Here is a 23,877-nt window from a genome sequence, read left to right on the forward strand (position 1 = left end):
ACCACGATGGCAACGCCGCGACATGGATTTCGACAATTAGTGCGTGGCTTTGCGGGCCCACGCCGCTATGGCACCGCCAAATCCCCAATGAAGGAGCAAATCATGTCCGACCAGACGCTCACCCTTTCGCTGTCGACCGGCGATGTCGTCATCCGCCTGCGCCCCGACCTTGCGCCGCAACACGTCGAGCGCATCACGTCGCTCGCCAAGGAAGGCTTTTACGACGGCGTCGTCTTCCACCGCGTGATCCCGGGCTTCATGGCGCAGGGCGGCGACCCGACGGGCACCGGCATGGGCGGCAGCAAGCTTCCCGACCTGCCGCAGGAATTCAGCGCCGAGCCGCATGTCCGCGGCGTCTGCTCGATGGCGCGCGCGCAGAACCCGAACAGCGCGAACAGCCAGTTCTTCATCTGCTTCGACGACGCGCGCTTTCTCGACAAGCAGTACACCGTCTGGGGCGAAGTGATCGAAGGCATGGACAATGTCGACGCCCTCCCCAAGGGCGAGCCGCCGCGCGAACCCGGCAAGATCGTCAAGGCGACCGTCAGCGAATAGCCTTCGGCATTATGTTCGTCATGCCGGGCTTGACCCGGCATCCACGCGTCCTTTTGGGGGATGCGATGGGCCCCGGATCAAGTCTGGGGTGACGAATGATGCGGTCAGTCCTCGATAAAGCCGTTCAATCGCTCGCAGGCAGCGATCCAGTCGGCCTTGAATTCCTGCACGACCTGTCCGGCACCCATCGCTTCGTTCATCAGGCCTACTCCCTGGCCGACCCAATAGGTCGCGAGCGCTTTCGCACCTTCGTGACCGCCCTCCGAGAGCTTATCGACCTTGCGCAACGCCGGTTCGCTGACCAGCGACTGGAGCGGCATCGGTAGCGGCTTCGGCGCGCCCTCGGCCTCCCAGGCGTCGGTCCAGGGCGAGCGGAGCTGGCGCGACGGCTTGCCGGTACGGCTCTTCGAACGGACGGTATCGCGCGACGAGGCGGCGAGCATCTTTTCCTTCACCACCGGGTTGGTCTCGGCCTCCGCGGTCGTCAGCCAGACCGATCCGCACCAGGCGCCATGCGCGCCCATCGCCATCGCGGCGGCCATCTGGCGCCCGGTGACGATACCGCCGGCGGCAAGGATCGGCGTCGTCGCGCCGACGGCTTCGACGGCAGCCGCGACCTCGGGAACGAGCACCATCGTTGCAACTTCGCCGCAGTGGCCGCCGGCTTCGCCGCCCGCGACGACAAGGATGTCGACGCCCGCGCGAACCTGCGCCAGCGCATGGTCGCGGGTGCCGACGAGCGCGGCCACCGGTACGCCATGCCGCTTGCCGAGTTCGAGCATCAGCGGCGGCGGAACGCCAAGCGCATTGGCGATGAGCTTGATCGGATGACGGAAGGCGACTTCGAGCAGTTTCGCGGCACCATCGTCGGTCATATTTTCGCCGAGACCGCCGCCGATGCTGGGAAGCGACAGATTTCCGTCGTCGACGCCGTGCTTGACGAGCAGGTCGGCGACGAAGGCCTTATGCTCGGCGGGGATCGGCGGCAGTTCGCACCGGGCTTCGCCTTTGCCTGCGAAGCTGTTCGGGACGATCAGGTCGACGCCGTAGGGTAGGCCGCCGATATGCGCGTCGATCCACGCCAGTTCTTCCTCGAGCCGCTCGGGCGGCAGCGACGCGGCGCCAAAGACACCCATGCCGCCGGCCTTCGACACTGCGACGATGACGTCGCGGCAGTGCGAGAAGGCGAGCAGGGGGAATTCGATGCCGAGCATCGCGCAGATCGGGGATTGCATGGGGCCTCTCTCCATTTCTCTATTTGCAGCCATGTCAGCGTTAGTTGACGTAAACGTCAAGTTGATTTGCGCGGGCGCCCCTCTATCGCTCGTCGCATGAGCGATTTTTCCCTATCCGGTTTCGACCTCGGCGCCTTTGTGCGCAGCACCTTGGCCGAGGATATGGCGTCGGGGGGCGATATCACGTCGATGGCGACGATCCCGGCCGGCGCGCGCTTTTCGGGAGTGATGGACAGCCGCGACGCGATTACCGTCGCCGGTCTTCCGATCGCCGCGATGTTCTTCCGCGCGCTCGATCCGGCGATGGAGATCGAGATACTGGCGGCCGAAGGTGAACAGGTCGCGGCGGGCAGCGATCTGATGCGGCTTACCGGCAATGCACGCGCAATGCTGACGGCGGAGCGGTCGGCGCTGAATACCGTGCAACATCTGTCGGGGATCGCGACGATGACGCGGCAGTATGTCGATGCGCTGGCGGGGACGGGGGCGACTTTGCTCGACACGCGCAAGACGATACCTGGCCTGCGCGTGCTCGAGAAATATGCGACGCGGACCGGCGGTGCGACGAACCATCGCATGGGTCTGTGGGACGCGGCGATGATCAAGGACAATCATGTCGCGGTGGCGGGATCGGTCGAGGAAGCCGTCCGCCGCGCGGTCGATGCCGGGATCGAGCGGATCATCGTCGAGGTCGACCGGGTGGCGCAAGTCGAACCCGCGCTGAACGCGGGGGCGACGCATCTGTTGCTCGACAATATGAGCCTCGACGAACTGCGCCAATGTGTCGCGCTGGTCGACGGCAAGGTGCCGACCGAAGCATCGGGCGGCGTCCGGCTCGACACGATCCACGCGATCGGCGCGGCCGGCGTGACCTATGTGTCGGTCGGACGGCTCACCCAGTCGGCGCCCGCAGCCGATATCGGGCTCGACTTTGCGCTGGCTTAGCGCTGTCGCGCTGGCGCTGATGCCGGTCACGGCGCAGGCGCAGGCGCTCTCCTGTTCGGTGCCTGACCGCGTTTCCGTGCCGCGACTCGAACGCCCGGCGCGCGACGAGCCGGTGCGCAAGCCGCCGACGACAGGCTATTTGCTCAGCATGAGCTGGTCGCCGCAGCATTGCGCCGACGTCCGGAACCCGAAGGATGTCCGCGACCGTTTCCAATGTTCGGGCGAAAACGGTCGCTTCGGCTGGGTGCTGCACGGTTTGTGGCCCGAGACCGACACCAGAGATTATCCGCAATGGTGCCGCCCGGCGAAGATCGTGCCGCAGCCGGTGCTGAAGAAACATATGTGCATGACACCCTCGGCGCAGCTGCTGCAGCATGAATGGGCGAAGCACGGCACCTGCATGAGCCCGCATCCGGCCGCCTATTTCGCCGCGGCGTCGAAGCTGTTCCGGGCGGTCCGCTTTCCCGACATGAAGGCACTCACCGCCGAGCCGCAGACCGCGGGGAGCATCCGCCGCGCCTTCGCGGCGCGCAACAAGGGCGTGACCGCCGCGATGGTCGCAGTGTCGACCAATCGTGACGGGTGGCTGGACGAAGTGCGGCTGTGCCTCGGTCCGCGAATGCGTCCGCGGGCATGCAAGCCGTTCCAGGTCGGCGCTCCCGACGGCAAGCCGGTGCGCATCACGCCAATGCCCGGCAGTTAACGATCAGGCGCAATGGCGTCCCGCGCCGGGACGGCCGGGCCGTTAACTCTTTTTTAACCTTACCGACTCGTTAACGCGGGCGTAGCTTCGCATGCATGGACTCGGACGAACAGATCGACATCCGCGATCGCCTGCGCGGCTATGCGGCCCGGCAGCTTGTCATCGCGCGAATGAGCGCGCCGGCGAACTGGCAGGACGAGCTTCGCGAAACGCTGGCGGCGCAGCGGGCAATCCCGTCGCCGTGGGCGCGAGGAAGCGATACGCGGCTGTTTCTTGAGAGTTTTGCGATCTTCTTCGTCGCGACGATGATGTTCTTGATCTAGTCGCAGGCGCGGTGAAGCTTGACCGCCAGCCAGGCGGAGATCAGGCACATCGCGGCGCTCATCAAAAGCTGGTCGACGACGCCGACGCCGGCAAAGCCCAATCCCATCGCGAGCAGTGAACCAGCGACCATCGCCCCCGAATTGACGATGTTGTTCGCGGCGACGGTGCGTGCGGTCTGATCCTTCGGCACGGTGGTGGTCAGGAAGGCATACAGCGGAACGACGAACATGCCCCCGCTGATCGCGATGCCGAGCAGGCTGGCGAGCAGGGGAATGACGTCGGCATGGCCCAGGAAGCCGTCGATCCCGTACATGACACCCGAGGGATCGTGCTCCCAATTGCGGCACACCCAGTAAAAGGCGACGACGAACGCGCCCATGACGATGACGCTGGCCGGGCTGTAGCGCGCCGAAACCTGCCCCTTGAGCAGCCGATTCACGGCGACCGAACCGATCGCGATGCCGATCGAGAAGATCGCGAGGAACAGGCTGGCGACGCTTTTGTCGGCGTGGAGGATATTCTTCACCAGCGGCGGGAACTGGATGAACAGGACCGCGCCGATCGTCCAGAAGAAGCTGATCGAGAGGATCGCGAGATAGAGGCGCGGGATGTGCATCGTGCCGCGCACGAGCGTCACCGACGAGCGGACAATATGCCAGTCGATTCCCGTTTCCTCATGCTCGGGCGGGGCGGGCGGGACCTTGCGACCGGTCCAGTAGCCGATCATCGCGACGAGGACGACGCCGAGGGCGGCCCATTCGACCTCGATCACCCCGGCGAGGATCGTGCCCGCGAGAATTGCGATATAGGTGCCGGCCTCGACGAGCCCGGTACCGCCCAGCACCTCGTCGCTGTTCAGGTGCTGCGGCAGGATCGCATATTTGATCGGCCCGAAGAAGGTCGAGTGAATGCCCATCGCGAAGAGCGCGAGCATCATCAGCGGTATCGCGACGAGATGCACCGCCCAACCCATCCACGCGAGCACTAGGCCTGCGCCGCCGACAAGCATGATCAGGATCTCGCAGAATTTGACGATGCGGATGATCCGCGCCTTGTCACGCGTGTCGGCGAGTTGGCCGGCGAGCGCGGAGAGGAGGAAGAAGGGGATGATAAACAGGGCGGTCGCGACCGCGCTGAACAAAGTCTCGGATGCTTCGTCGTTGAAAACGCCGTAAACGACGAACAGCACCATCGCATTCTTGAACAGATTGTCGTTGAAGGCGCCGAGGAGCTGGGTGACGAAAAGTGGCAGGAACCTGCGTTGTTTCAGCAGCGCAAAGGATCCGGTCATTGAAAATCCAGTTTGACAGCCCGACATTGCGACAGCGCCAACCCGCGATGGTCTCTTTTGGGGCAATGCTGTTGTCGCACGGGGGGCTTATCGGTTAGGGCAGGCGGGGTCAAAGCCCAATTGGGCCGCAAAGCTAGAACGGACGCGCCGACAGGGATCATGCTAAGCCTTCCCAACATCCTGACACTGTCGCGCATTCTGGCGGTTCCCATCCTGCTTTTTCTCCTGTGGCCGGGCGTGGCCGAGGGGTCGTTGCAGCCGAAGCCGATCGACTATGCGCTGGCATTCGGGCTCTATTGCCTGATGGGCATTACCGATTATTTTGACGGCTATGTTGCGCGCTCGCGCGGGATCGTCTCGCGACTGGGCGCATTCCTCGATCCTATCGCCGACAAGATCATGATCGCGGCCGTTATCCTGCTGCTGGTCTTTACGCGCGACATCGACGGTTATCACGTCATCGCGGCGCTGATGATCCTGCTGCGCGAGATCATCGTGTCTGGATTGCGTGAATTTCTCGCGACGCTGCAGGTGTCGATGCCGGTCACCCAGCTGGCGAAATGGAAGACGACATTTCAGCTCGTTGCCTTCGGTGCGCTGATTCTGGCCGGGGCGCTACCCGCGATGGCGTGGATCAAGATCGTCGGACTTGCCTCGCTGTGGGGTGCGGCGGTGCTGACGCTGATCACCGGCTGGGATTATCTGCGCGTCGGCCTGAAGCATATGGACTAGGCGCGTGACGCTGACTATCAGCTACTTCGCCTGGGTGCGCGAGCGGATGGGGGTTGCCGGGGAAGTGATCGACCCTCCCGCCGATGTCACGACCATCGCCGATCTGGTCGGCTGGCTCGCCGCGCGCGACGATCGCGGCGCGCTGGCCTTTGCCGAGCCAGGGCGCATTCGTGCGGCGGTTGGCGGTACGATGGTCGGCCCGGAAGCGGCAATCGGCGACGAGATCGCGCTATTTCCGCCGGTGACCGGAGGATGATCCGCGTAGCGGTCCAAACCGACGCGATCAATGTCGCGGCCGAGCTCGATATTCACGATGCGGGGGGACATGGGGCAAGCGCGATCTTCGTTGGACGCGTGCGCGGCGACGACGGGCTTGCCGAACTTTTCCTCGAACATCATCCCGCGCTCACAGAAGCCGGGCTGGCTGAGCTCGCGCATGTCGCGGCCGATCGCTGGTCGCTATCCGCGCTGACGCTGGTCCACCGCGTCGGCGGAATGGCAACGGGCGAGACGATCGTGCTGGTGCTGGCGAGCAGCGCGCATCGTGCAGAGGCGCTGGCCGCCACCGAGTTTCTGATCGACCGGCTGAAGACTGATGTGATGCTGTGGAAGCGCGAGACGTTTGCCGACGGGCGCGTTGCGTGGGTCGAGCCGCGCGATGGCGATCATGGCCGCGCGGAACGGTGGGATTAGCGCCACGGTAGGCTAAAGACTGCTTTTGGGTAGGGAGCTGATCTCATGATCCTCCCCATCGACTGCGATCGGGGCTGCAAGCCCGCTGCGCTGACGGAGAGGCCGAGCGCTTAGCGCCCGATGAGAGCTCAACCCATGGATGCTGGAACAGCGAGGCCGTCGCCGCAGCCAGCATGACGGCTTTTTGATGTCCGCTCTCTATCCCAAAGCGGACATCCAAAACCAGCCTCGTCGCGACGGGCGCGCGACCAGCGGCGGAATCTAGTCCCGCCTCTGCAGGCTCACGACCGCGTGGATCGGCAGTTCGGCGTAGATGTGCGGGAACAGGTCGCCGCCGCGCGCCGGTTCCCAGCGAACGGCGTCGCCGAGGAGGAGGAGGTCCACCTCGGCGATCATGAGGCCGCTTTGGCCGGCGAAATATTTCTCGATCGTCGCCTCGAGCTGCTCCGCAGTCGACAGATGGATATAGCCGTCGGCGATATCCACTGGCGCGCCGCGAAATACCCGCTCGCGCTCGAAATCGGTCCATTGCTGCGCGGTGAGCACTTTGAAGGCCGTCGCGGGCGTCGTCATTCTGAGGGGGCTTCGCTGGCCGGGGCTTCGGCGGCGGTTTCCACGCCTTCGCTTTCTTCCTCGTCGCTGTCCTCGATCAGCGCGGCCGAGACGACATGTTCGTTGGCCGCGACGTCGAACAGCCGCACGCCGGCGCTGCCGCGGCCGATGACGCGCAGGCTGTCGAGGCCCATGCGGATGAGCTTCGCCTGATCGGTCACGAGCATCAGCTGGTGCGCCTGCGTCGCGGGGAAGCTGGCGACGACCGGGCCGTTGCGGCCGATATTGTCGATGTTGGTGATTCCCTGGCCACCGCGGCCGGTGCGACGATATTCATAGGCCGACGACAGCTTGCCATAGCCATTGGCGCAGACCGTGAGGATGAACTCCTCGCGGCTGGCGAGTTCGGCCATCCGTTCGCCATCGAGCGTCGGTTCGTTCTCATTGTCCTTCCACGGCGCGGCGCGGAGATAGGCTTCGCGTTCCTCGTTGGTCGTCCCGACCTTGTGCAGGATCGAGAGCGAGATGACTTCATCGCCATCGGCGAGACGCATACCGCGCACGCCGGTCGAATTGCGGCTCTGGAATTCGCGCACATCGTCACCGGCAAACCGGATCGCCTTGCCCTGGCGCGTCGCGAGCAACACGTCGTCGCTCTCGTCGAGCAGCGCGACACCGATAAGCCGGTCGTCTTCGTCCTCGCCCTCGAACTTCATCGCGATCTTGCCGTTCGATGGCACGTTGGTGAAGGCGTCCATGCTGTTGCGGCGCACATTGCCCTTCGCGGTTGCGAACATGACGTGCAGCTTGCCCCATTCGCCCTCATCCTCGGGCAGCGGGAGCACGGTCGAGATCGTCTCGCCCTGCGCGAGCGGCAGCAGGTTGATCATCGGGCGGCCGCGCGTTGCGGGTCCGCCCTCGGGCAGGCGCCACACTTTCATGCGGTAGACCTTGCCTGCGGTCGAGAAGAAGAGCACCGGCGTGTGCGTCGAGGTGACGAACAGGTTGGTGACGACATCCTCGTCCTTCGTCGCCATGCCGGCGCGGCCCTTGCCGCCGCGGCGCTGGGCGCGGAAGGTCTCGAGCGGGGTGCGCTTGATATAGCCGTCGAGGGTGACGGTCACGACCATCTCCTCGCGCTCGATCAGATCTTCATCGTCGATGCCGTCGGCGGCGGGGGCGACCAGCGTCTTGCGCGGCGTCGCGAATTCGTCGCGCACCGCGACGAGTTCTTCGCGCATCACCGCATAGAGCTTTTCGCGGTCCGCGAGGATCGAAAGAAGTTCCTCAATCTCGGTCGCCAACTCGCCAAGTTCCTTGCCGATTTCGTCGCGTCCGAGCGCGGTCAGGCGATGGAGGCGGAGGTCGAGGATCGCCTTCACCTGTGTCTCCGACAGTCGATAGGTGGCGCTCTCCTCCATCTCGCCCTCGATCGCTTCGACGAGTCGGATGTAGGGTGCGATCTCGCCGATCGGCCATTCGCGCGCTAGCAACGCCTCGCGGGCGGCAGCGGGCGAGGGCGAGCCGCGGATTATGCGGACGACTTCGTCGAGATTGCTGACCGCGACGACGAGCCCCAGCAAGATATGTGCACGGTCGCGCGCCTTGGCGAGTTCGAACTTGCAGCGGCGCGTGATCACTTCCTCGCGGAAGGTGATGAAGGCCGAGAGAATGTCCTTGAGCCCGAGCATTTCGGGACGGCCGCCACGGATCGCGAGCATGTTCGCTGGGAAGCTCGACTGTGCCGGGGTGTGGCGCCAAAGCTGGTTGAGCACGACGTCGGCGGTGGCATCGCGCTTCAGTTCGATGACGACGCGGACGCCCTCGCGGTTCGATTCGTCGCGAATATCGGCGACGCCCTCGATCCGCTTGTCGCGTGCGGCTTCGGCAATTTTCTCGACGAGACCCGACTTGCCGACCTGGTACGGAATCGAAGTCAATACAATCGATTGGCGATCGTTCCTGCCTTCCTCAATGATGTGCGTCGAGCGCATCATGATCGAGCCGCGACCGGTCAAATAGGCGTTGCGGGCGCCGCCCTGGCCGAGCATCAGCGCGCCGGTCGGAAAGTCGGGGCCGGGAACGATCGCCATCAGATCCTCGAGTGAGATCGAGGGGTTGTCGATCGTTGCAAGCGTCGCGTCGATGACTTCGCCGAGATTGTGCGGCGGAATGTTCGTCGCCATACCGACCGCGATGCCGCCCGCGCCATTGACGAGCAGGTTCGGGAAGCGCGCGGGAAGGACCGTCGGCTCTTCGCGGCTTGCGTCATAGTTGGGCTGGAAGTCGACCGTGTCCTTGTCGAGGTCGTTCAGCAGCACCATAGCGGTCTTGGCCAGCCGTGCTTCCGTATAACGCATCGACGCCGGCGGATCGGGGTCCATCGAACCGAAATTGCCCTGACCGTCGATCAACGGCACGCGCAGCGACCAGTCCTGCGTCATGCGCGCGAGCGCGTCGTAAATCGCGCTGTCACCGTGCGGGTGGTAGTTACCCATGACGTCGCCGACGATCTTCGCCGATTTCTTGTACGGGCGGCCGGGAACAAAGCCGCCTTCCTGCGCCGCGTAAAGGATACGGCGGTGGACCGGCTTCAGGCCGTCGCGTACATCGGGAAGCGCGCGGCTGACGATCACGCTCATCGCGTAATCGAGGTAGGAAGTCTTCATTTCGTCGACGATGTTGATCGGCGAAACACCGTCGTCCGACGGTTGCATAGGCGTATTTTCTTCGGTCAAAGCCCGGCCTTTTTTCTGCTTATCGGGAGATAAAATCGGACTAGCCGATGGGGGCAGGAAAGGCCAGCGATTCGGTCATTTTTCGGGATATTTTTTGCTCGGCTTCGGGCGTGGACGGGAACCGGGAAAGTGGAGCGTTTTCTTTATTCTAGAATGACGTCATGCCATCCGATCTCCGGTTATGCCGGCGACGGCCGGGATATCGCCTCTCCGTCCGGCATCGCCGCCCAGAACCGGGCCTTCTGAAGGATGGGCGAGCAGAGGAATCGGCCTCGCTGCAGGCTTGCCAATCGCGCGTCCTCCCCTAAAGCTGCGGGCCGATGACCATGAGACTGCCAGGGGGGTGTCGGTGGCCCTGATCGCGCTGGTCGGCGCGAGCGAAATGCTGCCCGACGGCGGCTTGCGGGCGCTCGTCACCGTGGCTGGCGAGACGCTGATCGAGCGGCAGGCGGCGCGGCTCGCCGATGTCGGGGTGACGCATATCGCTGTCGTGGTCGCGGCGGTGCCTGCGGACCTTATCGCGACGTGCGACCGCATCCAGCGGCGCGGAATCAAGGTGACGCCTGTGCGCGCAGCTGCGGATCTGGTCGCGATCGTCGAGAGCGACGACCGGATCATCCTCGTCGCCGACGGACTCCGCGCGAGCGGGACCCATTATGCCGCGATCGCCAAGCCCGGTTCGCCGGCGATCCTCGTGACCGGCGACACGGTGCTGACGCAGGCGTTCGAGCGGATCGACGCGACGCGGCGCTGGGGCGGGCTGGCCGCCATCTCGCAGCCGATGGTTGCCGAACTCGCGGCGATGCCGGGCGAGTGGGACATGATGCTGACGCTGCTGCGGCTCGCAGTGCAGGCGGGATCGCGGCGGCTCTACTGCGAGCCCGCGCTGTTCGAGCAGGGCGAGATCGCGGTCGTTATTGACCGCCCGACCGCGGCGCTGATCGAGCAATCGAGCCTGCAGCAGGTCGAATATGGCGGGATGGGGCTGGGGCGATCGGCGATCATGATGCCGATCGTGCGGCTGGCCGGGCCGCTACTCGTGCGATCCGCGAAAGTCGCACGCTACATGCCTTATATCACGGCGCTTTTGTGGGTCTCCGTCGGGCTGCTCGCGGCGAATGGCCTCGCGGCCGCGGGCGCGCTGGTCGCGCTGTTCGGCGGGCTTGGCCTCGCCACGATGCGGTTCCTCGCCGCCTTTCGCGCGCAGAGCGTGACGCAGGACCGCGTGCGCAATGCCATCCGCACCTTTGCGCTCGTCCTGCTGGGGCTGTTTCCCTGGCTGCTCGCCTTGGCAGGCCCGGAGCATCGGATGCCGCCCTTTTCGCAAGCCGCGCTCGCACCCTGCCTCGCCGCGATCATCATGCTCGCGCGGACCTTGTATGAGGATTCGGGCGAAAAACGCCGCTTCCACTGGCTGCTCCCCGACGCCGACCAAGCGTGGATCATGCTGCTGCCCGCGCTGATCTTCGGTTTCGCGCCGCTGATGTTCGCAATCCTGCCCTTGCTCGGCCTGTTCCAGATCATGCTGTGGATGCGGCTCGCACGGCGGCCGGAAGCGCGGTAAAGCCAAGCTCGCCAAGGTTTAAGGCCTATTAACGACATGCTGCTATCGCGAGCGTGCATGGCTGACTTTTTTCCCTCGCCCGGCATCGACCCGCCGTCGCCGACGCTGTCGGCGCGCCTGCGCGAGCTGGCCGATTTCCTGGCGGCGCCCGCCGCGGGGCGGCTGACCGAGGAGCAGCGAGCGCTGTCCCTCGGCATCGCGCGTCGGCTGGTCGAGGATGCGGCGCGCGAACTGTCGGCGGACATCGACGTCAGCGCGCTGTGGCGCGACTGGCTGGAAAGCGGCTTGCCGACTGCCCCGCGACTCGCCGCTGCCTGTTTCGCACGCGCCGAGGAACATCGCTGGCGCGAGCATTCGGCGCGGCGGATCGCTGCCCCCGTCGTGGTTCCGGTGGACGGTGACGAGCCGCCCGCGCCCGAGACGATCGACACGACGCCCGAGGCCGACCGCGCCTATCTGGCGCTGCGGATTGCCGACCGCCGGCGTGCCGACGGCCGTGGAAGTCCCCGGATTGCGCTTGAAGATGTCGAGCCCGAACTCCTGCGTGCGCTGCTGCTCGACATCGCTGCCTGGCGCATGGTGCAGGCAGGGAAAGATGGCCAATTGGCGGCTGGCCTGGGTGAAGCGGTGCGCAAGGTCGTCGAATATCGTGCGGCGATCCCGGGGATCGACGTAGCGGCGCGGCAATATCTGGCCGCGCTGGGCGAGGGGGCAGCGATCGAAGGGGCCGCGGCGAGTGCGATCGATCGCCACGACTGGCTGGCGCTCGTCGCGCTGGCGGCGGCCGCGAGCCGCCGATCCTTTGCCGACATGGCGCTTGCGTTGACGAGCGCGGAGGCGGCCGCTTTGCCAGCGCTTCTGGCTCCGCTTAGCCTGGACCGCGCATCGCTTGCCCCGCTTGAAGCATCGCTCGCCGCGCTGCCATCGCGCACGGTCGAGACGCGCGGATGAACGAGCGGATCGTTCGCGGCCGCGTCGATAGCGCGGGCAGGTTGGTGAGCGCCGACGCGCCGCTGCTGCGCCTGCAACAGCGCGCGGGGGCGGCGATCGGCCAGCCGCTTGCGCTGCCCAATCTCGCGCGGCTCGTTGTGCTGGCGCAGCGGCTGCAGCGCGACATTTCGCGGCCGCTCTATGCCGCTGACGATCATAGCGACATTCATGCGCTCGTTCGCGTCCTGCCCGATGGGGAGGGCGCAAATCTTGAAATCAGCGACTGGCGTACGCGGCCGATCCTGCTTCCCGAGGCGCCGGCTGACGGCGCGGGCATGGCGTCGGCCGACGGGTGGACATGGGAATGCGATCAGCGGCTGCGCCTGCTGACCTTGCACGCCGAGGGCGATGCGCTGCCGATTCCAGCCGACTGGGAGGGACGGTCGCTGTCCGAGTTGTTCGAGCTCCAGCCCGACGAGCAAGGCCGGTTCCCGGTGCTGCGCGCGCTCGCGGGGCAGTCGCGGTTCGACGGGCAACGCGTGCGCGTCGAGACCGAACAAGGCACGGTTACGATGACGCTGGCGGCCGAACCGCTGTTCGACGCAACCGGGCGGCTGACCGGCTTTCGCGGCGTCGCGGTGAGGGGGGCGGCCGATACGGACGCCGGCGAATATCCGGCACCACCGCCCGATCCGGCCTTTGGATCGCTGCCACTGTCCGATCCGCAATTCGGACGGCGGATCGATGGTGCGCTGCGCGGTCCGTTGAGCCGCATCATCGCGACTGCCGAGACGATCCATGGGCAGTTCGACGGGCCGATCCGCGCCGACTATGCGCGCTATGCCGGCGATATCGCGCACGCGGGGCGGCACCTGCTCGGGCTCGTCGATGATCTGGCCGACCTCCAGAATATCGAGCGTCCGGGGTTCAAGGCGGCCGCCGACCAGATCGACCTTGGCGACCTGGCGCGCCGCGCCGTCGGCCTGCTCGGCATGAAAGCGGAAGAAAAGGGCATTCGCATCGACGCGCCGCGCGTCGACGACAAGATGCCGGCGACCGGCGAATTCCGGCGCGTGCTGCAAGTGCTGTTGAACCTGCTCGGCAACGCGATCCGCTATTCGCCCGACAATTCGCAGATATGGATCCGCGTCGATCGCGAGGGCAACCGCGCGATGGTGACCGTAGCCGATCAGGGGCAGGGCATTTCGGCCGAACAACAGGATGTCGTGTTCGAGAAATTCGAACGACTGGGGCGCACCGATAGCGGGGGGTCGGGGCTCGGCCTTTATATTGCGCGCCGCCTGGCGCGCGCGATGGATGGCGACCTGACCGTCGACAGCGCGCCCGGGCAGGGGGCCAGATTTACGCTGAGTTTGCCGGCGCGGGATTGAAGGCGCCGCGATTGGCGGTGTGGCGGGGGAGCTGAGATGTTTTCCCCGATCGTTGCTGGCCGGACTTTCAAAGTTCAGGAAAGTTCAGCCCATTGCATCGCCCGTCAAAGCCGGGAAAATTGCCGAACGCATCGCGTACGCCGCGTGGCAGCCGCACCCGCAAACCGGGCCGCGACCGCATTTATTCACCCGAGTGAAAGAGCCGGATGAAGGCTGGCACAGCGGGATAATGTAGGAAAGGCCCTTTTGAAGGCGATGACAGCTTCGGGGTGAAGGCGGACAATTTCCGGCGCGATCGCCTGCGAAAGCCGGGGATCACATCCGCCAAGGCAGCGATCCGCCGAAAGCGACTATTGCCGAAACCCGATCGCAGCAGGTTCAGTTGCGCTTCGCATTCCACGCGCGAACCGCAGCCATCGTCTTTTCGATATGCGCCTGCGGCTTGCTGTCGCTGTAGCTCAGCAGGATCGTCCCGTTCGGCGCGATCACATAGGACGTGCGGTTGGAGAGCGGCTTCCCGTCCGCCCCCTGCATCGTTGCATCATATTGCGCCGCGACCTTCGCGCCGGGATCGGCCGCGACGGCAAATTTGTCGCGGCACTCCGACCGCGAAAACTCGGCGACGCGGTGAATATTGCCCGCAGTCACGCCGATCACCCGCGCGCCCAGCTGGTTGAACTGGCTGTTCGCTTCCGCAAACAGATGCGCCTCAACCGTGCAGCCGGGGGTGAAGGCGGCGGGAAAGAAATAGAGCACGACCGGCCCGTTCCGCAGCGTCTGTCTCAGCGACAGGCGGAATTCCTTGCCCGCCTGCGCCGCATTCAGCGTAAAATCGGGCGCTTTCGCGCCCTGCTGCAGCGCCGCGATGCCCTGCCCGGGAAGGATCAGGGCAGCAAGGCCGAGGCTGGCCGCAAACGCCAGTTTCGTCGCGATTTTCATTTGCGGTCTCCACCTTCAACTGCGGGATCATGCCCCACCGGGGTGATCACTCTACCGCGTTATTTGCCGACCGCAATCACGCCGGTGCCGATCCGCCGACACTTGGACCGCTGCAACCTCGGTTAAGCGGCGCAAGTGCCAGCCGGACCTCACCCTCGATCAGCAGCGGCGATCGCCGCGATCGATCTCGCGTCCGATCAGCGCACCGGCGGCACCGCCGATGATCGTGCCGGGAACGCGGTCGCCATAGCGATCGACCTCGCGGCCGAGCAAGGCGCCCGCGGCGCCACCGACGATCAGGCCTGTCGTGCCGCTGCCGCGCCGGCAATAATAGCGGCGGTCGCGATAGTCGTTGCGGCGATAATCCCTGCGGTAGTCGCGCCGGTAATCGCCATAGCGATCATGGTCGCGGTGGCCGTGATAGCCGTGGCGGTGGTGCCGGTCGTGCGCGTCCGCTTCGGCGGGCAACGCGGGAAAGGCACTGGCGCCAATGAGCGCAGCCAACGCCATATTCCTGAACCCGAACATCTGTTTTCTCCATCCTGTCCCCCGACGCCGTCAAGGTAGAGCGGCGAAGATGGCGCGTGGATGAATTGCCGACGCCCCGCGCGCCTGCGAGAATCGGCTCGACGAACTTTCGGGGCATCCTGCCGCGCCCGATTGACCCCGCGCGCCATTCGGCGCAGCATCGGCGCATGACCTTGACCATCGCCCCCAGCGGTCAGGCGTGCGGTGCCCGCGTGACCGGCGTCGACCTGACGAAGCCGCTCGATGCCGGAACCGTGGCCGAAATTCGCGCCGCATGGCTCGACCATCATGTCCTGTCCTTCCCCGACCAGAAGTTGAGTGCGGAGGATCTCGAGCGCTTTACGGGCTATTTCGGCGGCTTCGGCGACGATCCTTTCATCCGCCCGATCCCCGGCCACGATCATATCATCGCGGTAAAGCGCCGTGCCGACGAGACCGCGCCGCTCTTCGCCGAAAACTGGCATAGCGACTGGAGTTTCCAGGAGCGCCCACCCGCGGGCACCTGCCTTTACGGCATCACCATTCCGCCCGTCGGCGGCAACACCGAATTTTCGAACCAGCACGCCGCGCTCGACGCGATGCCGGCCGAATTGCGCGCGCGCGTCGAGGGGCTGCAGGCCATCCACAGCGCACGCAACGGCTATGCGCCGACCGGCATGTACGGCGCGAACGACCCAAAGGGCCCGGGGGGCCGCAGCATGGACATCCGCTCGGACGACGCGGCGCTGGAGACCCAACTCCATCCCTTCGTCCGCACGCATCCCGAAACCGGCCGCCTCGGCCTGTTCGGCTGCGCGGGCTACATCATCGGTTTCGACGGGCTCGACGACAGCGAGGGGCTTCCTCTGCTCTACGAGCTCATCCAGTGGCAAGGGCGCGAGGAGTTTCGCTACTCCCACGAATGGGAGCCCGATATGCTTGTCATGTGGGACAATCGCTCGGTCCTCCACCGCGCGACCGGCGGCTACGACGGCCACGACCGCCTGCTTCATCGCACGACGATCGCGGCGTGGGACGGGGCGTCCGGCAAGACGTGAAGATTACGGAAGGCGTCGGCCGTCCGCGGACACCGAATGCATATCGACGTCGCGCACCTAGCGCCGAAAATCGGTGTGAATCCGGTGGAGCCTGTCCTGCAGCGCCGCGCGATGCGCGTCGGTAAGCACACCGCCGTCGCGGGCCTGCGTTGCGATCACCTGGCTGCGCAGCGCCTCCAGCCTCTGTCGGTAGGTGTAGTTGCTCTGCTCGGCGCTCGCTTTCTTGGGCGTCATAAAGGGCGGCCTGGACGGGATGGCATAAGCCGACGAGCTCGCCGTCATAACGGCCCCCAGCACGAAAAAGGATCTTACGTTCAAGAGCCTATCCTCCGGCGCATCGATTGCAGAGCCAATTACGAAGCAGCCCGGTTGCAAAATCGCCAACCTCCTGAACCGAGCGACCGGCCGAACCGCAGGATGACGTCGTTGCGCGGCGCCGCGCCGTTCACGCGCCTAAGGAACATCACCGATTGGCGAAACTTAGTCTCGGTTCCATGTGTTGGACTTTCCGAAAAGGAGCCTTGGCATGACAGTCCCCCACGACACGCTCGTCCTCGTCGCCGACGGCCGCAAGGCGTTGTTTCTGCGCAATCGCGGCGACGAGCAGCAGATCGACCTGCGCACCGCATCGCATCGCGAGCGCGCGGATCGCAAGGACGGCGACATCAAGACCGATGCCGCGGGCCGCTCGGCCCGCCCCTCGGGCGCCGGAGCGTCTCAGGACACGATGGAGGAGCCCGATTTCCATCAGCAGGAAGAGGACCGCTTCGCGCGCGACCTCAGCGAAAAGGTCAACGCGATGGCCCTTGCGGGCGAATTCCACGATCTCGTCGTCGTCGCGCCAGCGCGCACGATGGGCGAGCTTCGACCGCTGTGGCACAAGGAGGTGCGGAGCCGGATCGCGGGCGAGCATGTCAAGGAAATGACCGACCGCCCGATTTCGGATATCGAGGCGCTGCTCGTCGGTGATGCCGCGCCGCCTTCCTGATCCTATTCCTTGCCCAGCGTGCGCACCACGCCCCAAGCAATCAGCGCCTGCCCCGCAAAATAGAGCGGCCAGACGAGCCACATAGTGACGTCTTTTGGCAGCACTTCGCCTTCGCCCGCGAAGATGAACAGGTCGCTCGCGAGGAACATCATCGCGCCGATCCCGGTACGATACCGCGGAAAGCGGCTCGTCCAGGCCGCCGCCGCCATTGCGGCGACGAACAGCGAATAGGCGGCGGCGTGCCACCAGCCCGGCGCAGGGCTCAGCATCGCCCAAACGATCGTCAGTGTGGCGGGGATCGTCAGCCAACCGAGCAGCCGCTGCGACGGCGTGGTCCGCGCCCGCCTATTGGTCAGATACAGGATGATCGCGATCAGATGCCCGACGGCGAATGCTGCCGCTCCCGCGATCAGCCCCCTGGCATCGAGCATCCAGTCGCCGAGCGCGCCGAAGCCAAGCGCCGCCGCGATCAGCCAGCCGCTGCGCTCGCGCGCATTCGCCGCCGCCCACAGCGCCAGAAATGCGACCCCTGTCGTTTTCCACGCCCAGATCGGGGGACCCTCGAGCCGCTGCACCACCGCTATCATGAAACTGATGCCGCCGGCCAACGCCAGCCACCAAAGCCACCGCGCCCGATCCCGACCGTGCTGCCCGCTCATCCCGTCCCCTTTGCATCTTGCCCGCAACCGGCCTAGTGCGCGGCGCATCAAGTATAAGTCAACGGATAGCGTAAATGGCTCACGACATTCACATCATCGGCGGCGGCCTCGCGGGCTCCGAAGCCGCCTGGCAGCTTGCCGAGGCGGGCTATCGCGTACGCCTGTCCGAAATGCGCGGGGGCGGCGACATGACCCCGGCGCATCAGGGCGACACGCTCGCCGAGATGGTCTGCTCGAACAGCTTCCGCAGCGACGACGGCGACAGCAACGCCGTCGGCCTGCTCCACCGCGAGATGCGTGCGCTCGGCTCGATCATCATGCGCGAGGCCGACGCCACCAAAGTGCCCGCGGGGTCGGCGCTCGCGGTCGACCGCGACCTCTTCTCGGGCGGCGTCACCAGGGCGCTTTCCGAACATCCCAATATCACCATCGTCCGCGAACGCATCGACACGCTGCCGAGCGAAGGCCTGACGATCGTCGCCACCGGCCCGCTCACCGCGGCTGGCCTCGCGGAAAGCATCGGCGCCGCGACGGGCAAGGATGCGCTCGCCTTCTTCGACGCCATCGCGCCAATCGTCTACCGCGACAGCATCGACATGGACGTCGCCTGGATGGCGAGCCGCTGGGACAAGGTCGGGCCAATCGGCGACGGCAAGGACTATATCAACTGCCCGATGGACAAGGACCAGTATCACGCCTTCGTCCAGGGGCTGATCGACGGCGACAAGACCGGCTTCAAGGATTGGGAGAAGGACACCCCCTATTTCGAGGGATGCATGCCGATCGAGGTGATGGCCGAGCGCGGCGTCGAAACGCTGCGCTTCGGTCCGATGAAGGGCGTCGGCCTCGACAATCCGCGCACCGGGCGATGGCCCTATGCGGTGGTCCAGTTGCGGCAGGACAATGCGCTCGGTACGCTCTGGAACATGGTCGGCTTCCAGACCAAGCTCAAGCACGGCGCGCAGGTCGAGCTGTTCCGCACCATCCCCGGCCTCGAAAAGGCCGAGTTCGCGCGCCTCGGCGGCCTGCATCGCAACAGCTTCATCCGCTCGCCCGAATTGCTCGACGGCGAGCTTCGCCTGAAATCGGCGCCGCACATCCGCTTTGCCGGGCAAATTACCGGCTGCGAGGGCTATGTCGAGAGCGCCGCGATCGGCCTCGTCGCCGCGCGCTTCGCCATCGCCGAGCTTGGCGGGCGCACGCTTGCGGCGCCGCCACCCGAAACCGCGCTCGGGGCGCTGCTCGGCCACATCACCGGCGGCGCCGACGCCGCATCCTACCAGCCCATGAACGTCAATTTCGGCCTTTTCCCGCCGCTCGCCGAAGATGTCCGCAAGAAAGACCGAAAACTCGGCTACACCCGGCGCGCGGGCGAGGCGCTGGCGGAGTGGATGAAGGTCGCGGACGGCGTTGCGGCCTAGGCGCGGGCTGCGGCGGCTGAGACGTCGGAATGGCGGCTTTGGGGTGGGGAGCTGTCCTTAAACCTCGTCATGCTGAACTTGTTTCAGCATCCATGGCCGGGCCTTACATCCGGCGCCGCGCCGAAGGAAACGGCGGATCATGGACCCTGAAACAAGTTCAGGGTGACGATGCAGGATAGGTCAGCTTCCGGTCGACTCCAGACACTACGCCCGAGCCCTATCTTCTCAGCAGCTGCACTTCGCCTTCGGGGCCCGCTTCGGCGCGGTCGTTGCGAACTCGGCGCGTGTCAGGTCGCCGGACTTGTCGGCATCGGCCCCCGCGAAGCGCTCGCCCGTCGCCGCCGCCCATTCCTCGAAGGTCAGCAGATTGTTGCCATCCTTGTCGAGCTTGCGAAATCCTGCCGTGCGCGCCGACATCAGTTCGACGCGACTGATCCTGTTGTTCCGGTCGCGATCGAAGCGGTTGAAGCGCCGCTCTTCGCGCGACGCCTCTTTCGCGGCGGGCAGTTCGGGCGGTGCTGGTCCGCGCTTCGGCGCACCTGCTCCCGCGACCGGGATCGCAGGCAAGGCTGGCGGCGGTTCAGGCAGCTCCTCCTCCTCGGCGATCTGGCTGTAGCCCTTCCACAAGAAGAGCCCGCCGGTCAGCAGCAGCGCGCTTGCCACGCCGCCGATCAGGAATCGCGAAACCGCCATAAAGCCCTCCGTCCTGCGACTTAGCTAGCACAGGACGTCGCGCGCCAGCGGAAAACGCCACCAATATGGTCGCGAATATATATATCGAGCAAACTGTTCAAAAATGAAAAATCCATGGCTATATCCGATCAATGCACAACTACCTCCCTTCGCTGAAGCAGATGCAATATCTCGTCGCGCTCCATGAGCACGGCCATTTCGGACGTGCCGCCGACGCGTGCAATGTGACGCAGTCGACGCTGTCGGCGGGGATTCGCGAGCTTGAGACGCTGCTCGGTCAGACGCTCGTCGAGCGCACCCGCCGCGTCGTCCGCTTCACCACGCTCGGCAATGCGATCGTGGACAAGGCGCATCGCGTGCTGCGCGAGGCCGAGGAACTGGCCGATATGGCGGCGGCTGCCGCTGCCCCGCTGGTCGGCGAGCTGCGCATGAGCGTGATCCCCACGATCGCGCCCTTTCTGCTTCCCGGCCTGCTTCCGCGCCTTCGCAAGGAACGCCCTTCGCTCAAGCTGTTTCTCCGCGAGGAACCGAGCGCGCAGGCGTGCGAGTCGCTCCACCACGGCATGGTCGATTGCGTCCTCCTCGCGCTCCCCTATGCCTGCGGCGACGTCGAGAGCGAGAAATTGTTCGACGACGCGCTGTTCGTCGCCTTCCCGGGCGACCAGGCCGAGGATCTCCCAGCTATGGTCAGCGCCGACCAGCTCGACCCCGCGCAGATGCTGATGCTCGAGGACGGCCATTGCCTGAAGGATCACGCGCTCGCCGCATGCAACCGCCCCGAACTGCGCGCCGGGGCCCGCATGATGGGCACGTCGCTCCACACGCTCGTCCAGATGGTCGACAACGGCCTCGGCATCACAATGCTGCCGCAGATGGCGATCGAGGCGGGGATCCTCGATCACACCGACATCGACACGCGCCCGCTCGATTCGGATCACGACTGGCGCACGATCGCGCTCGTCTGGCGCAAGGGCAGTCCGCGCGCCGACGAGTTCCGGATGCTCGCGGACATCTTTCGCAAGCATCAGGCGAACTAGCCCCATCGATGCCGGATCAAATCCGGCATGAGGGGGAGAGGCGGCTAACGACCGCAACCGGCCGTTGCCCGCTATTCGCTTCCGAAAAAAGGGGCCGCAAAACGGCCCCTTTTGCTATTGCCGTTGACCTGACCGCGCCTAGCGCTGGTCGACCGGCACGTACGGACGGTGCGTCGGGCCGGTGTAGAGCTGACGGGGACGGCCGATCTTCTGCGCGGGGTCCGAGATCATCTCGTTCCACTGCGCGACCCAGCCGACGGTGCGGGCGAGTGCGAACAGCGCGGTGAACATCGTCGTCGGGAAGCCGATCGCCGAGAGGATCACGCCTGAATAGAAGTCGACGTTCGGGAACAGCTTCTTCTCGACGAAATAGCTGTCGTTGAGCGCCATTTCCTCGAGCTGCAGCGCGACCTCGAACACCGGGTCGTTGACCTTGAGCGCGTCGAACACCTCGCGCACCGTCTTCTGCATCACGGTCGCGCGCGGGTCGTAGTTCTTGTACACGCGGTGGCCGAAGCCCATCAGGCGGAACGGATCATCCTTGTCCTTCGCGCGCGCGATATATTCGGGAATGCGTTCCGGACGACCGATTTCGCGCAGCATGTTGAGCGCCGCTTCGTTCGCGCCGCCATGCGCGGGGCCCCACAGGCAAGCAATGCCCGCCGCGATGCACGCGAAGGGATTGGCGCCCGACGAGCCCGCGAGGCGGACGGTCGAGGTCGACGCGTTCTGTTCGTGATCGGCATGAAGGATGAAGATGCGGTCGAGCGCCCGCTCGACGGCGGGAACCACCTCATATTCCTCGGCGGGAACGCCGAAGGTCATGCGGAGGAAATTGCCGGTGTAGCTGAGGTCGTTGCGCGGATAGACGAAGGGCTGACCGATCGAATATTTATACGCCATTGCCGCGATCGTCGGCATCTTCGCGATCAGCCGGTGGCTCGCGACCATGCGCTGGTACGGGTCGTGAATCTCTGTCGAGTCGTGATAGAAGGCCGAGAGCGCGCCAACGACGCCGCACATGACGGCCATCGGGTGCGCGTCGCGACGGAAGCCGCGGTAGAAGGTCGCGAGCTGCTCGTGCAGCATCGTGTGGCGCGTGATCGTATTGTCGAAATCGCTGAGTTCCTGCGCGTTCGGCAACTCGCCGTTGAGCAGCAGGTAGCAGACTTCCATGAAGCTGGAATTTTCGGCGAGGTCGCCGATCGCATAGCCGCGGTGGAGGAGCACGCCCTCGTCGCCGTCGATGTAGGTGATCTGCGACTCGCAACTCGCGGTCGAGGTAAAGCCCGGGTCATAGGTGAAGGCGCCGGTCTGGGCGTAGAATTTGCGGATATCGACGACATCGGGGCCGACCGTGCCCTTCAGCACGGGATTCTCGACAGTGGTGTCGCCCAGGGTGATCTTTGCAGTATCGGTCATTTTCTTCCCCTGATGCTAGGGCGGGAAACGTTGCGTTACGCCCCTGCCGGATAATTGTGCGCTGCGTCAAGTCGCGCCAGGCTCGCATCACGGCCGAGCAGCAGCAAGACGTCAAAAATCCCCGGCGACACCGTTCGCCCGGTGAGCGCGGCGCGCAGCGGCTGCGCGAGTTTGCCGAGCCCGACTCCGGCCGACTCGCTCGTCGCGCGAACCGCCGCCTCGATATCTTCGCCAGTCCAGCCGTTCAGGTCGCGCAGCTTTTCGGTGACGCTCGCGAGCACTCCCTCCGGAGCGTCCCTTAGCACCTGCGCCGCCTTTTCGTCCACCGCCAGCGGCAGGATTTCAAAAAGGAAAAGCGCGCCTTCGGCGATTTCGTCGAGGGTCTTCGCGCGCGGCTTCAGCGACGCCATCGCGCGGGTGAGCAGCGCACGGTCGGCATCGCCGAGCGCGCGGCCGACGAGCGTTTCGACACGCGGCGCAACAAGGCCGGCGAGGCGGGCGTCATCGGCTTCGCGGATATAGTGGCCGTTGAGATTTTCGAGCTTCTTGAAGTCGAAACGCGACGGCGAGCGGCCGACATTGGCGAGGTCGAACCATTCGACCGCCTGCTCTCGGCTGATGATCTCGGCATCGCCATGCCCCCAGCCGAGGCGGAGGAGATAGTTGTTGATAGCCTCGGGCAGATAGCCAAGCTCGTCGCGATAGGCGTCGACGCCAAGCGCGCCGTGGCGCTTCGACAGCTTCGCGCCGTCGGCGCCATGGATCAGCGGCACATGGGCATAGATCGGCTCGCGCCAGTTCATCGCGCGGATCAGCGCGAGCTGACGGAAGGCATTGTTGAGATGGTCGTCGCCGCGGATGACGTGGGTGATCCCCATGTCATTGTCATCGACGACGACGCTGAGCATATAGGTCGGCGTGCCGTCGCTGCGGAGCAGGATGAAGTCGTCGAGCTCGGCATTCTGGACGGTGACCGCGCCCTGCACGCGGTCGTGGATCGTCACCTCTCCCTCCTGTGGTGCGCGCAGGCGGATGACGTGCGGGACCGCCGGATCGCCGTCCTCGCGGTCGCGCCAGGGGCTGCGGACACGGAAAGGAATGCGCTTCTCCTGCGCCTCGGCCCGCATCGCGGCGAGTTCGTCCTGCGTCAGGTAGCAGCGATAGGCCTCGCCCCTCGCAAGCAGTTCGTGCGCAACCTCGGCATGACGCGGCGCGCGCGCGAATTGATAGACGGTCTCGCCGTCCCAATCGAGGTCGAGCCACCGCATCCCATCGAGGATCGCGTCGATCGCGGCGTCGGTCGAGCGTGCGCGGTCTGTATCCTCGATGCGGAGCAGGAATTTGCCGCCGTGGTGGCGCGCGAACAGCCAGTTGAACAGCGCCGTGCGCGCGCCGCCGATATGGAGATAGCCGGTCGGGGAGGGGGCGAAGCGCGTCACGACGTCAGCGCCGGTCGCTTCTGCCAGATCGGTTGGGGTTTCGGTTGCCACCTTGGCCTCT

25 protein-coding genes are annotated in these 23,877 nt (G+C 65.5%); 14 read left to right on the top strand and 11 right to left on the bottom strand.

Features of this window, described 5'->3' with window-relative positions; translation table 11 throughout:
• Positions 1–102 precede the first annotated feature (102 nt).
• The gene (locus ATE64_RS11340; protein WP_058456194.1) at positions 103–555 is read left to right on the top strand and encodes a peptidylprolyl isomerase; all 453 of its coding nucleotides are present in this window, start codon (positions 103–105) and stop codon (positions 553–555) included.
• Between the two features lie 104 nt (positions 556–659).
• On the opposite strand, the gene ATE64_RS11345 is transcribed toward ATE64_RS11340, so the two are convergent.
• On the bottom strand, positions 660–1,790 hold the full coding sequence (locus ATE64_RS11345) for a nitronate monooxygenase (protein WP_058456050.1): 1,131 nt from the start codon (positions 1,788–1,790) through the stop codon (positions 660–662).
• A 96-nt stretch (positions 1,791–1,886) separates the two neighbouring features.
• Here ATE64_RS11345 and nadC point away from each other — a divergent pair, with 96 nt between their 5' ends.
• The 3 genes from nadC to ATE64_RS11360 all read left to right on the top strand — a co-directional run bounded on the left by nadC (position 1,887) and on the right by ATE64_RS11360 (position 3,761).
• Positions 1,887–2,735 (top strand): carboxylating nicotinate-nucleotide diphosphorylase, encoded by an 849-nt coding sequence (gene nadC, locus ATE64_RS11350; protein ID WP_058456051.1) that lies wholly within the window; start codon positions 1,887–1,889, stop codon positions 2,733–2,735.
• Entirely contained in the window at positions 2,722–3,438 is a 717-nt protein-coding gene (locus ATE64_RS11355; RefSeq protein WP_058456052.1) for a ribonuclease T(2), read from the top strand. The genes nadC and ATE64_RS11355 overlap by 14 nt, the downstream gene beginning before the upstream one ends.
• 95 nt (positions 3,439–3,533) lie before the next feature.
• Entirely contained in the window at positions 3,534–3,761 is a 228-nt protein-coding gene (locus ATE64_RS11360; protein WP_058456053.1) for a hypothetical protein, read from the top strand.
• Here the strand turns inward: ATE64_RS11360 and ATE64_RS11365 are convergent.
• Positions 3,758–5,053, bottom strand: coding sequence for an MFS transporter (locus ATE64_RS11365; RefSeq protein WP_058456054.1), 1,296 nt, complete (start codon positions 5,051–5,053; stop codon positions 3,758–3,760). The genes ATE64_RS11360 and ATE64_RS11365 overlap by 4 nt on opposite strands.
• Before the next feature lie 159 nt (positions 5,054–5,212).
• Here ATE64_RS11365 and pgsA point away from each other — a divergent pair, with 159 nt between their 5' ends.
• From pgsA to ATE64_RS11380, 3 genes are read left to right on the top strand one after another with little or no spacing between them, the layout of a single operon-like run.
• Positions 5,213–5,785: a CDP-diacylglycerol--glycerol-3-phosphate 3-phosphatidyltransferase gene (gene pgsA / locus ATE64_RS11370; RefSeq protein ID WP_058456055.1), complete on the top strand. Its 573-nt coding sequence runs from the start codon at positions 5,213–5,215 to the stop codon at positions 5,783–5,785.
• Between the two features lie 4 nt (positions 5,786–5,789).
• The gene (locus tag ATE64_RS11375; RefSeq protein ID WP_197410137.1) at positions 5,790–6,041 is read left to right on the top strand and encodes a MoaD/ThiS family protein; all 252 of its coding nucleotides are present in this window, start codon (positions 5,790–5,792) and stop codon (positions 6,039–6,041) included.
• Positions 6,038–6,478 carry a molybdenum cofactor biosynthesis protein MoaE gene (locus ATE64_RS11380; protein WP_058456056.1) on the top strand — a complete coding sequence of 147 codons (441 nt, stop codon included), beginning with the start codon at positions 6,038–6,040 and terminating at the stop codon, positions 6,476–6,478. The genes ATE64_RS11375 and ATE64_RS11380 overlap by 4 nt, the downstream gene beginning before the upstream one ends.
• 261 nt (positions 6,479–6,739) lie before the next feature.
• On the opposite strand, the gene ATE64_RS11385 is transcribed toward ATE64_RS11380, so the two are convergent.
• Complete coding sequence (locus tag ATE64_RS11385) at positions 6,740–7,051, bottom strand: DUF952 domain-containing protein (protein ID WP_058456057.1); 312 nt, start codon at positions 7,049–7,051, stop codon at positions 6,740–6,742.
• Positions 7,048–9,747 carry a DNA gyrase subunit A gene (gene gyrA, locus ATE64_RS11390; RefSeq protein WP_156416567.1) on the bottom strand — a complete coding sequence of 900 codons (2,700 nt, stop codon included), beginning with the start codon at positions 9,745–9,747 and terminating at the stop codon, positions 7,048–7,050. The genes ATE64_RS11385 and gyrA overlap by 4 nt, the downstream gene beginning before the upstream one ends.
• A 370-nt stretch (positions 9,748–10,117) precedes the next feature.
• Here gyrA and ATE64_RS11395 point away from each other — a divergent pair, with 370 nt between their 5' ends.
• From ATE64_RS11395 to ATE64_RS11405, 3 genes are read left to right on the top strand one after another with little or no spacing between them, the layout of a single operon-like run.
• Positions 10,118–11,332, top strand: coding sequence for a hypothetical protein (locus ATE64_RS11395; RefSeq protein ID WP_058456196.1), 1,215 nt, complete (start codon positions 10,118–10,120; stop codon positions 11,330–11,332).
• Positions 11,333–11,389: 57 nt separating this feature from the next.
• Entirely contained in the window at positions 11,390–12,283 is an 894-nt protein-coding gene (locus ATE64_RS11400) for a hypothetical protein (protein WP_058456059.1), read from the top strand.
• Complete coding sequence (locus tag ATE64_RS11405) at positions 12,280–13,653, top strand: HAMP domain-containing sensor histidine kinase (RefSeq protein WP_058456060.1); 1,374 nt, start codon at positions 12,280–12,282, stop codon at positions 13,651–13,653. The genes ATE64_RS11400 and ATE64_RS11405 overlap by 4 nt, the downstream gene beginning before the upstream one ends.
• Before the next feature lie 378 nt (positions 13,654–14,031).
• On the opposite strand, the gene ATE64_RS11410 is transcribed toward ATE64_RS11405, so the two are convergent.
• On the bottom strand, positions 14,032–14,592 hold the full coding sequence (locus tag ATE64_RS11410) for a peroxiredoxin (RefSeq protein WP_058456061.1): 561 nt from the start codon (positions 14,590–14,592) through the stop codon (positions 14,032–14,034).
• A 159-nt stretch (positions 14,593–14,751) separates the two neighbouring features.
• A complete protein-coding gene (locus tag ATE64_RS11415; protein WP_058456062.1) occupies positions 14,752–15,120 on the bottom strand; it encodes a glycine zipper 2TM domain-containing protein in 369 nt (122 codons plus the stop codon).
• Positions 15,121–15,287: 167 nt separating this feature from the next.
• Between ATE64_RS11415 and ATE64_RS11420 the strand changes: the two genes are divergently transcribed.
• A complete protein-coding gene (locus ATE64_RS11420) occupies positions 15,288–16,157 on the top strand; it encodes a TauD/TfdA family dioxygenase (RefSeq protein WP_058456197.1) in 870 nt (289 codons plus the stop codon).
• Positions 16,158–16,214: 57 nt separating this feature from the next.
• On the opposite strand, the gene ATE64_RS21635 is transcribed toward ATE64_RS11420, so the two are convergent.
• Entirely contained in the window at positions 16,215–16,391 is a 177-nt protein-coding gene (locus ATE64_RS21635; protein ID WP_156416568.1) for a hypothetical protein, read from the bottom strand.
• 292 nt (positions 16,392–16,683) lie between these two features.
• On the opposite strand from ATE64_RS21635, the gene ATE64_RS11430 reads away from it, so the two are divergent.
• Complete coding sequence (locus ATE64_RS11430) at positions 16,684–17,145, top strand: host attachment family protein (protein ID WP_058456064.1); 462 nt, start codon at positions 16,684–16,686, stop codon at positions 17,143–17,145.
• Positions 17,146–17,147: 2 nt separating this feature from the next.
• Here the strand turns inward: ATE64_RS11430 and ATE64_RS11435 are convergent, their stop codons facing one another.
• A complete protein-coding gene (locus tag ATE64_RS11435; RefSeq protein ID WP_058456065.1) occupies positions 17,148–17,804 on the bottom strand; it encodes a lysoplasmalogenase in 657 nt (218 codons plus the stop codon).
• A gap of 74 nt (positions 17,805–17,878) precedes the next feature.
• On the opposite strand from ATE64_RS11435, the gene trmFO reads away from it, so the two are divergent.
• Entirely contained in the window at positions 17,879–19,225 is a 1,347-nt protein-coding gene (gene trmFO, locus ATE64_RS11440; protein ID WP_058456066.1) for a methylenetetrahydrofolate--tRNA-(uracil(54)-C(5))-methyltransferase (FADH(2)-oxidizing) TrmFO, read from the top strand.
• 225 nt (positions 19,226–19,450) lie between these two features.
• Here the strand turns inward: trmFO and ATE64_RS11445 are convergent, their stop codons facing one another.
• On the bottom strand, positions 19,451–19,918 hold the full coding sequence (locus ATE64_RS11445; RefSeq protein ID WP_058456067.1) for an EF-hand domain-containing protein: 468 nt from the start codon (positions 19,916–19,918) through the stop codon (positions 19,451–19,453).
• 131 nt (positions 19,919–20,049) lie between these two features.
• Here ATE64_RS11445 and ATE64_RS11450 point away from each other — a divergent pair, with 131 nt between their 5' ends.
• Positions 20,050–20,955 (top strand): hydrogen peroxide-inducible genes activator, encoded by a 906-nt coding sequence (locus ATE64_RS11450; protein ID WP_058456068.1) that lies wholly within the window; start codon positions 20,050–20,052, stop codon positions 20,953–20,955.
• A gap of 138 nt (positions 20,956–21,093) precedes the next feature.
• On the opposite strand, the gene ATE64_RS11455 is transcribed toward ATE64_RS11450, so the two are convergent.
• Both ATE64_RS11455 and gltX read right to left on the bottom strand, forming a co-directional pair.
• Complete coding sequence (locus ATE64_RS11455; protein WP_058456069.1) at positions 21,094–22,377, bottom strand: citrate synthase; 1,284 nt, start codon at positions 22,375–22,377, stop codon at positions 21,094–21,096.
• Positions 22,378–22,412: 35 nt separating this feature from the next.
• A complete protein-coding gene (gene gltX / locus ATE64_RS11460; protein WP_082657714.1) occupies positions 22,413–23,867 on the bottom strand; it encodes a glutamate--tRNA ligase in 1,455 nt (484 codons plus the stop codon).
• Between the last annotated feature and the right edge of the window lie 10 nt (positions 23,868–23,877).

This window comes from Sphingopyxis sp. H073, assembly GCF_001468395.1.
Lineage (GTDB): Bacteria > Pseudomonadota > Alphaproteobacteria > Sphingomonadales > Sphingomonadaceae > Sphingopyxis.